Here is a 9,353-nt window from a genome sequence, read left to right as displayed (position 1 = left end):
CTCATAACGCCGCTCCCTTATCGGAGCGGAACGTCGTTCCTCGCATGGGCGATCGTCAACAACAACCAGCCCGTTCCCGACGTGTTCTCCAAGATGACCAAAATCGCAGCTTCGGGCCGACTGGGCCATATAGCTGCGGCTATTTCACCACCCCCGATGCCGACCTGGAGGAAGCACAGGAAGCGAAGAAGGCGCACATAGCTGCCAAGCTCGACCTGCGCCTGGGACAGCGCGTTCTGGACATCGGCTGTGGCTGGGGCGGCTTGGCGCTGTATCTCCATCGTATCGCAGGCGTCGACGTCACCGGCATCACTCTGTCCAAGGAACAGCTAGCGATTGCCCGCGAGCGCGCAGCTGATGCCGGTGTCGCTGATCATGTGAAGTTTGAGCTGCTGGACTATCGCGCCGTCCGCGGAAGCTTTGACCGGATCGTCTCTGTTGGCATGTTCGAGCATGTCGGCCCGCCAAACTATCAGACTTTCTTCGAACGGTGCCGCGCATTGTTGACCGCGGACGGTGTCATGCTGCTCCACACTATCGGCCGAGCCGATGGTCCTGCGCCGACCGATCGGTGGCTCGCACGCTATATCTTCCCGGGCGGCTATGTGCCCGCCTTGAGTCAGATCGCTCCCGCTGCGGAAGATGCACGGCTGTGGATCACAGACCTGGAGGTCCTACGCCTGCATTACGCCTACACGCTGTCGCACTGGTACGAACGCGCGGTGGCATCGCGCGAGGCCATCATCGCTCTCTATGACGAGCGCTTCTTCCGAATGTGGCAGTTCTATCTGGCCGGTGCGCTTGTCGCTTTCCGACATGACGCGCATCTCAACTTCCAGATTCAGCTAAGCCGCCGACGCGAGACAATGCCGCTCACACGAGATTACATGGCGGCTGCCGAGCAACGATTGTGCGGAAGGCACTCTTAAGCGGCCGGTGACGCTGAACGCTAGCCCCTGACCCGACATAACCGGATCTGCCGCTTTGCACCGTATCATTCGTCGTTCGGCGCAGCGATCTTAAATTGCGAAACCGGCCGGTCGGCTTTTTCTAAGCCTGAGGTCAGCTATGGGTGGAAAGCGGACATGGTCGCTGAGAGCGCTCAAATCGAAGCCTAAAAATCCGAGCTTTCGACGATAGTCCCCCGCCTTCGACTGAGTCGCTCGACCGCGTCATCCGCGCGTTGAAGCGCTGCCTTCATAAAAACGCTTTCAATACCCCGCTCCAATGATTGCAATGTAAGGCGGGAGGCCTCCATTTCTCGCGTGATCAATAACTGATCGATCTCGGCGAGCAACTTCGCCCGATGTTTTGACATACAGATCGTTTGAGCAGCACTGACCACGACCAGTGGATAGCACGCGGCATAACCAATTCGAACAAGTTTGACCCGATCTGGTGCTGGATGTCTTCAACCGGGTCCGAAGCGGTCGAAGGGGGTACGGGTAGGTGTAATGGCAGCTACGCGCCCTATTAGCAGTTATGCGACAAATTAGGTTCGCTACCCCAAAGCTACCGCTTTTGGATCGATTCAGTGAGGCCGCCACGACGACCGGATGGCATCTCACCGCCGTTTTTTGATCGGCGCGAGGCTGTATCTGTCCTAAAATGAAACACATCACGCTTAACCCGTCATCGCGCGAGCAGTGAACGGAACCGATCGAGCGTCACCCCGTTCGGCAGCGGTCAGGACTTACAGTCGAGACGTGTAACAGAGTAGCCCGTCGGTCAATGCCCCCCGGCCGACGGGCGCTTTGAAAAGGGCATCATTGGCTACCTTCCAGCAAGTAGCTCTACGGGACACGAGACAATGATGCATATGACCGGCGCAATCTCTAGGCCTACTCCTTGTCGAGAACCGACGACGATCCGATAGCATGGATCGACAACCTCTCGCCGCTCCCGACGCACTCTTCTCCCCATCAGCCAGCGATCAACAGCAGACTTGCGCGCCCGCGCTTTTGCTTCCACGGGCAGCTTACGAAAAGCATGGAGCATCGGTCACCTCGCTGCGTCGATCGCCGGCGGTTTTACCGCGAATTATGTGAAGCCGAGCGCACAGCGATTAGCCGCGCGCAATGCGCGCCGGTTCATCCAAGCGCCATCAAGTGGGGCTAAGATAGCCCCTCACAGTGCGGGTAGCTCATATGTTCTTGATCAGTATTCTGTTGCTTGGCGCCGTCATCGGAGTGCTGTGCGGTGCGCTTATGGGAGCCGGAGGAGCGATCCCTATCAGCGTGAACGCGGCCTTGGGCTTGGTAGGTGCCGGAGCAGGGGGATTTCTCACCGCGCTCGCACTCGGGCAGGTCGGCACCTTTGATATAAATTGGGTGTCTTATTGCGCAGCGCTGTTGGCCGCATATTTTCTGGTCTCGGTGTTCGGCATGCGCGCTACCAGATAGCTAGCGCTCCTTCGTACACATCGATCCATAGTCGGTCTCTCAGGTGAAGACCACGCAGGCTAAGCTGGCCCAGCATAGAAGAGACGTGGCGGCCGCAATTAAGACACGTATATGGTAAGGATATTTCCAGTCACCGATCTCATCCATCGCCCGCCCTTGCTCTGTCTTATTGACAGACGCTAAAGCAGCAACTGCTATCAAACCATCGTGTTGGCTCCATTTGGCACGAATACCCGATCGTGCGAACCGACTACCGCACCGCCTCATCGCATCTTGGCGAGCTAAAGCGCTCTAACGCAAAGCCATCCTCGATCATCGCGCACAACGAAAACTCGTCATGCGGTCCGATAGATGCTTTGGTTACTTGAATTGATCGCCACTCAACGCGAGAGAGCAGAGGCGTAGCGACGCCTCGCCTTGGTAGTTGATCGTCAGCTTCCTAGCATGTGGGACTGAAACCCGACGGTCCGCTCCCGGCCCAACTGCAGACACTGATCCAACCTGGATTGCACGCCAAAGTCGGCCGGCTGCGGTGTGGCAGCTTTGCAGCGGAAAGGTGCGGACGCCGACGTTGCGGGCCTAAGTCGTAGCAGCGGACCTCGAGCGAGGTCACCTTCCGAAAAACGATTTAACCTCAAGCTGCGGTTCTCGGCATGGTCTGTCCGGAGGTTCAGCGCTTTCCCGCCAACGCTTGTCCTACTGACCACGAGATATTACTATACCTCAACCGAGGCGACGCGCGGTGAATGCTGAAGCGAGCGCGTTTGTATCTAGGAGAGACAGCTATGCAAAATCTCTCGATGAAGCGGCGCGATATTCTCTCCGGAGCTGCTGCGCTTACTGCGGGGCTGGCGTTCGGCCCCTTTCGCCCCGCCGCGGCAGCAACCGGAGATGCATCTTCCGCGGCGATCACCAAGCCAATCCCTTCCACGGGCGAGCGGCTTCCCGTGATCGGCCTGGGCACCAACCAATATGGCGTCCAGACCGCCGAGGAGATGACCGCGCTCCAGGAGGTGCTGGAGCAGATGGTGAAGCTGGGCGGGTCCGTGGTGGATACCGCCCGCGGCTATGGGCGGTCGGAAGAGGTGATCGGCGATCTGCTGCGGCGCATGGGCAACCGGGACCGCTTCTTCCTGTCGACCAAGACGCCCATCAGGGGCGAGTTGGACGCGCCCGATGTGGAGGTCCGGACATCACTCGACCGGCTGAAGGTCGACCGGGTTGATCTCATGCTCATCCACAATCTCCACGGAATGGACGCGCTCATGCCCGCCCTCATCCGCGCGAAGTCGAAGGGACGCACCCGCTATATCGGCATGAGCACGTCGACCGACGATCAATATGAAGGCCAGATGGCCGGGATGCGCCGCTATCCGCTGGACTTCATCCAGGTGGACTATTCGATCGCCAACCGCAGCGCCGCCGACAGGGTGCTGCCGCTCGCGCAGGAGCGCGGCATGGCGGTGCTGGTCAACGTTCCCTTCGGCGGGCGCAGGGACGCGGCCGCCATCTTCGGCCGCGTCGCGAACAAGCCGCTTCCCAGCTTCGCGGCCGACATCGGTGCCGCAAGCTGGGCGCAGTTCTTCCTGAAATATGTAGTGTCCCACCCAGCCGTCACCGTCGCCATCCCCGGCACGACGAAGGTCAAGCACTTGGTCGATAACCAGGGCGCGGGGCGGGGCCGGCTTCCGGATGCGGCAATGCGCCGTGAGATGGAGCGCTACTGGGACAGCATGTGACGGCTTCGCAGGGCGATGGTGCGGGGGGCGGTGTGCCTGCCCGAGGGCTTTCGCGCCTGATCGTCGCTCGAAGATTCGAGGTGCCCGCAGTGATCGGCGGGTTCCTGCTCTTCTTCCTGCTTTTCACCAGCTACTTCATGCTTCGCCCGGTGCGCGAGACCTTTGGCATTGCCGGCGGTATCGACAATCTGCAGTGGCTGTTCACCGGAACCTTTGTCGCCACGCTACTTGTCGTCCCCCTATACGGCTGGGTGGCGTCCCGTACGCCGCGACGCCGGCTGCTGCCGATCCTCTACAGTGTATCGGCGGTTGTGATGGCGGGCTTCGCCATCAGTCTCGCATTTGATCCCCAGAATATATGGGTCGCCCGCGCCTTCTACATTTGGCTGTCGGTCTTCAATCTGTTCGTCATCTCGGTCGCGTGGAGCCTGATGGCAGACTTGTTCGAACGCGATCAGGCGCATCGCCTGTTCGGACAGATGGCCGCAGGGGCCAGCCTTGGTGGCCTTGCAGGACCGATCCTGTCGGGCATCCTGGTCGGGCCACTAGGTGCGTCCGGCCTGCTGTTCCTGTCGACGGGCATCCTCCTGCTGACCCTGCTCTGCGTGCGCTACCTGATCGGCTGGCGCGACCGCGTCGGGCCCAAGGCCGATGAGGGCCGCGAACCCCCCGCGCCCGATCGAATCGGCGGTTCGATCTGGGCGGGGCTCACCCTGATCCTTCGTTCCCCTTACCTCCTTTTAATCGCCGGCTTCGTGCTGCTGCTCACCACAGCCAGCACCTTCCTCTATTTCGAACAGGCCCGGATCGTGGAGGCGACCTTCCCCGATCGCACTCGCCAGACGCAGGTGTTCGCCTCGATCGACGCAGCGGTGCAGTCGATCACCATCATGATCCAGATTTTCTTCACAGGGCGGCTCGCGAAGCGGCTCGGCGTGACGGCGCTCCTCGTCGCAGTGCCCGTGACGATGATGTTCGGCTTCGGCCTGCTCGCCTTCGCGGCCACCTTCCCGGTGCTGGTAGCCGCGATGATGGTCCGGCGAGTCGGTGAATATGCGTTGGTCCGGCCGGGACGGGAGATGCTGTTCGCCGGAGTTGATATCGAGACGAAGTACAAAGCCAAAAACGCGATCGACACGGTGGTGTATCGCGGTGGAGACGCCGTCGCCGGATGGCTCTACACTGGCATAGTCGCCCTGCTGTCGGCCGGCGCCGTCGCGATCGCAGGCGCAATCGTCGCGGCGCTGTGGGGCGCGGTTGGACTGGCGATCGGACGGCGACACGATTGTAAGCCAGAGTCACGCACCGCCGCGATGTGAAACCGCCGCGCCGGGGGCGCCCGCCCGGCGCGGGAGCGAAGGGGCTTTTCGGTTGGTAAGTGTCTGACGATATAGATGATGTTGCACTTGGGCGCTGCTGTGGTAGAGTGAGGATGTGCGGGCCGGGCCCCTCTGGCGACTGCCAAACGGTCGCGATGTCGGACCGCATCGAGTGCGCTCGATGCTGGTCGTTTTTCGAAATTAACCCAGCATCCTGCGTTCCTCGTTCGGGCGGGTCGGCAATACGGACGCGACACGCGAGCGATCATTGCCGTCACTTTGGCTGACGATGGAGACCCGCGCGACCGTTCGCGTCCGCATAGGGAAGCTCCTGACAAAACGGCTGCCGTTCGGCGCCGCATGAGGATTTGCATGATAGGAACCAAGTCTCGCAACGCCGGCATCCTCGCGATCTGCCTGGCCGTCTTTGCGTTAGTGGCCGAACCCGCCGACGCCCGCCGCAGCTTCGGCAGCCGGGGGGCAAGAACGGCTGCGTCGCCGGCGGCGACGGCGGTAGCCCCCAAACAGGTCGGCCCTGTCCAGCGATCGATGACGCAGAAGCCAGCGTCCGCGCAGTCTCCCGGGGCTCCGGGGACGGCCGCCGCGCGGCCGAACAGGTTCGGCGGGTTGGCGAAGGGGCTGCTTGGCGGCATCATCGCCGGCGGGCTGCTCGGCATGCTGCTGGGCAATGGCTTCGGCGCCCTGGCCGGCGGCGGCATGCTCATGGCACTGTTGCAGATCGTCCTGATCGGCGGGCTGGTCTGGTTCGCGTTCCGGCTGTTCAGGCGTCGATCGATCGCCGCTCCGGCCGCCGCGGGCATGGCCTCGTTCGCAGGGGCGCCTACCTCGGCGGGCAACCAGGGCGGCTTCACCGCCGCGCCGCGGCCGATGCCGGTTGCGGAGGTGCGTTCGCACGAAATCGCCATCACCCGCGACGATCAGCAGAGTTTCGAGCGCCTGCTGACCGAAGTGCAAGAAGCACTCTCTGCCGAGGATTATGCAAGGCTGCGGGCCTGTACGACGCCCGAAATCATGTCTTATCTAGCGGAGGAGTTGAGCCAGAACGCCACGCGCGGGCTGCGTAACGAAGCCTTCGGTACCAAATTACTCAAGGCTGAGATTGCCGAGGCTTGGAACGAAGGTGCCGAGGATTACGCCACTGTCGCGATGAAGTATGAACGCATCGATGTCACGCGTAACCGCCAGACCGGTGCGGTGGTCGAAGGTGATCCGGATCATCCGACCCGCTCGACCGAACTCTGGACTTTTGTGCGGCGTGCGCCGGATTCCTGGCGCCTGTCAGCGATCCAGCAAGCATAACGACAGAAGGGGGCGGCGATGGGTATCGGAGCCCATCGCACTACCTTCATCCTCCATCCCGCTTCTTCCCCCTGCAGGCCCAGCGCTATCTTTGCCGTCGAGGGGACATCGTCTCGTGATGCGCCTCCCGCTATGCCATCGTAGAAGAGACTACCGCGCCAGGCAGGGAAGGCGGCTCCAGCGCCATGCGTTGGCTGAGGAACTGAGTGGACTCCACCTCAGGTGCGATGCCAAGGGCAGCAAGAGCCATCCAGATGGCCATCGCGATCATCATCAGGTTCTCGGTCAGCGAAATGAAGCCGAGCGGAACGTTGCTGGAGCCACCCACGCAGGCGCACCTCAGCTCGCGTTTTTCGACGTAGACGGCCTTGAAGACCGAAACCGCGCCGATTGTGCCAATAAACAGCGCGACGGGCACCGACAGCCACGTCAGCGCTCCCGCGACCATGAGCACCCCGGCGGCACCTTCGGCGAAGGGGTAGATGTAGCTGTAGGGCACCCAGCGCTTGGCCAGCAGATCGTAGTTCAGGAACATCGTCGCGAAGCTCTCGACGTTCTGAAGCTTGAGGAGTGCCAGCACGACCATCGAGAAGCCGATAAACCATTCGAGCGCCTGCGAGGTGAAGATGCTTCCGGTGACGGCATAGCCTGCGGCCAGCGCCATCAGCGCAGTCATAGAGAACAGCGCAATGACGGGCCGGTAGGTGGTCGCCTTCGGGTCCGCGATCGGCTTTCCGAGGAAGCGGCGTAGGTCGTCATGCCCGCCGATCCGCTGGCCGGCGACGAATATTTGCGGCGTGGTGGTGACGCTATGCTGTGCCTTGAACGCTTCCGTCTGTTCGCGCGTGGTGAGGTGATGATCCTCCACCTCGAAGCCCATCCGCTTCAGCAGGTGCACCGCCTTCAGTCCGTAGGGGCAGGTATGCGCCGGCATCACCATACGGTAGATCACGGCCTTCCTGGTGGAGGCCGGATGGTTGCGCATGTCCGACATTTCACGACTCCTTGTGATCTTGTCGGGACGGATATAGGGTCTGTACCATGGTACAGAGTCAAGGGCTTAAGTCGCTCACCATTGGACAACTTGCGACTGCCGGAAACGTTGGCGTCGAGACGGTCCGCTTCTACCAACGCAAGGGGCTGCTGGAGAATCCAACGCGAGACCGTGGGATACGACGCTACGGTTCAGAAGACGTTCGCCGACTACGATTCATTCGGCAGGCACAAGCCGCAGGCTTTACGCTGGAGCAGATAAACGAGCTTCTGAGACTGGATGCCGGCGAAGACCGCAGCCGTGCCCGTGAGCTCGCCCGCCACCGGATCGAAGCCCTCAATGCTAAAATTGCAGAACTTGAGCGCGCTCGGGATGCGCTCCAGCGGCTCGCCGAGGAATGTGGAAGAGGAAGCGAAGGACCATGCCCGATCCTGACCGCGTTCGACGTCTGAGCGGCGGCGGGCTGCTGCCTTCCGACCTAGTGATATCGCCTAAGGCGCGTTATCTCCCGAAGGATAGGTTTTAGTTAATTAGCGCCGATTTCAAAAAAGGGCAGGTCACTACGTCGTATCGCCGGGGCATGAGGTATCCTGTCGGATCGGCCGGAACAAATGTCGATTCAGTTTGGGTGATCCGTCAACCTGTCGGGTGCCGAAGCTTCATTCAGCTTGTGTCTTTGTCGCTGCCGGATAATGCGTCGCTATGACCACCGACGACATCACGAAGATCGCTAAGGTTATCCAAAACGCTCCAGATTGGCTGCGTCACGATCTAGCGTCCAAAGATGCTAGCTTGCGCACAAGAGCCGAGGAAGCACTAGCGGCAATGATCGCCGCCGCTCTGGGGAAATAGCTCACTGGAGCCCAGCATCTCACACTGTTGCTGCCATCCGATCGGCAAATAAATGGTCCGCGCCAAGCGCTGTCGATTCAGCAGCGCAGGCTGCCGTCCGTCGAGAATGGCAGCGATGATATCAGCCGCGAGACAGGATATACGGAGCAGCATTTTGAAATAGTCTTACGGAGCCCGTTTCGGCGGCCGGGTCGGCTAGCCCTTTCACTCGCGGCGATGTTAGTCAGAATCAGCCTGCATTGTGCTCGCCTCGGATCAGCACGCTTAGCCTTAGGGTCCGACGCGCGCATTCAAAGCAAGTATGACCTTGTCTTATTCTGCCAGCTGATAGCCTCGCTTCAGCGCAAGACCTTCCGCAATTAGAGCGCTGATCGCCATTTCTTTACCTTATTACATCCTTTTCACCTGGTTTGCAAAGCACGGGAGCTGATCAAGTGACAAATCTAAGGCTATTTATCACCATCGGTATGCAAATGATTTCGGGCGTAAACCTTTTCTCATCAAGGTAGTGCATAGGCAATCAGCGCATCACCGATTGGCGTTTCCATGAAATGATGGCCGCCCGCCATAATCGCCAGATATTGCTTGCCGTTGACCTCATAAACCGCCGGGGTCGCCTGCCCGCCTGCGGGCAGCGTGTCCTTCCAAACTGTCTTGCCGGTGCGCAGATCGATCGCACGAATCAGATTGTCAGTCGCTGCAGCTATGAAGATGAGCCCGCCGGCCG

Annotated in this window: 8 protein-coding genes and 1 pseudogene; 7 read left to right on the top strand and 2 right to left on the bottom strand. The window is 60.7% G+C overall.

Features of this window, described 5'->3' with window-relative positions; translation table 11 throughout:
- The 5 genes from WP12_RS22590 to WP12_RS22565 all read left to right on the top strand — a co-directional run.
- Positions 1-929, top strand: a 929-nt coding sequence (locus WP12_RS22590) for an SAM-dependent methyltransferase (RefSeq protein WP_152664122.1), incomplete at its 5' end; no start/stop codon positions are given.
- Between the two features lie 1,218 nt (positions 930-2,147).
- Positions 2,148-2,402, top strand: a complete 255-nt coding sequence (locus WP12_RS22580) for a hypothetical protein (protein WP_046195898.1) — start codon at positions 2,148-2,150, stop codon at positions 2,400-2,402.
- Positions 2,403-3,187: 785 nt separating this feature from the next.
- Positions 3,188-4,141 (top strand): aldo/keto reductase, encoded by a 954-nt coding sequence (locus WP12_RS22575; protein WP_046195897.1) that lies wholly within the window; start codon positions 3,188-3,190, stop codon positions 4,139-4,141.
- Positions 4,138-5,460 carry an NTP/NDP exchange transporter gene (locus WP12_RS22570; protein ID WP_200894584.1) on the top strand — a complete coding sequence of 441 codons (1,323 nt, stop codon included), beginning with the start codon at positions 4,138-4,140 and terminating at the stop codon, positions 5,458-5,460. Before WP12_RS22575 ends, WP12_RS22570 begins: the two co-directional genes overlap by 4 nt.
- Before the next feature lie 627 nt (positions 5,461-6,087).
- Positions 6,088-6,780 carry a TIM44-like domain-containing protein gene (locus WP12_RS22565; RefSeq protein WP_235399274.1) on the top strand — a complete coding sequence of 231 codons (693 nt, stop codon included), beginning with the start codon at positions 6,088-6,090 and terminating at the stop codon, positions 6,778-6,780.
- Positions 6,781-6,910: 130 nt separating this feature from the next.
- Here the strand turns inward: WP12_RS22565 and WP12_RS22560 are convergent, their stop codons facing one another.
- The gene (locus WP12_RS22560) at positions 6,911-7,774 is read right to left on the bottom strand and encodes a MauE/DoxX family redox-associated membrane protein (RefSeq protein ID WP_443027898.1); all 864 of its coding nucleotides are present in this window, start codon (positions 7,772-7,774) and stop codon (positions 6,911-6,913) included.
- Between the two features lie 47 nt (positions 7,775-7,821).
- Between WP12_RS22560 and WP12_RS22555 the strand changes: the two genes are divergently transcribed.
- Positions 7,822-8,226, top strand: a complete 405-nt coding sequence (locus tag WP12_RS22555) for a MerR family transcriptional regulator (protein ID WP_046195895.1) — start codon at positions 7,822-7,824, stop codon at positions 8,224-8,226.
- Positions 8,227-8,476: 250 nt separating this feature from the next.
- Positions 8,477-8,626, top strand: a complete 150-nt coding sequence (locus WP12_RS26390) for a DUF6771 family protein (RefSeq protein WP_327196247.1) — start codon at positions 8,477-8,479, stop codon at positions 8,624-8,626.
- A 500-nt stretch (positions 8,627-9,126) separates the two neighbouring features.
- Here the strand turns inward: WP12_RS26390 and WP12_RS22545 are convergent.
- Positions 9,127-9,353, bottom strand: a pseudogene (locus tag WP12_RS22545) (PQQ-binding-like beta-propeller repeat protein); the annotation flags it as partial.

It is taken from the genome of Sphingomonas sp. SRS2 (assembly GCF_000971055.1).
GTDB lineage: Bacteria > Pseudomonadota > Alphaproteobacteria > Sphingomonadales > Sphingomonadaceae > Rhizorhabdus.
This window is presented reverse-complemented; position numbering and strand designations above follow the sequence as displayed.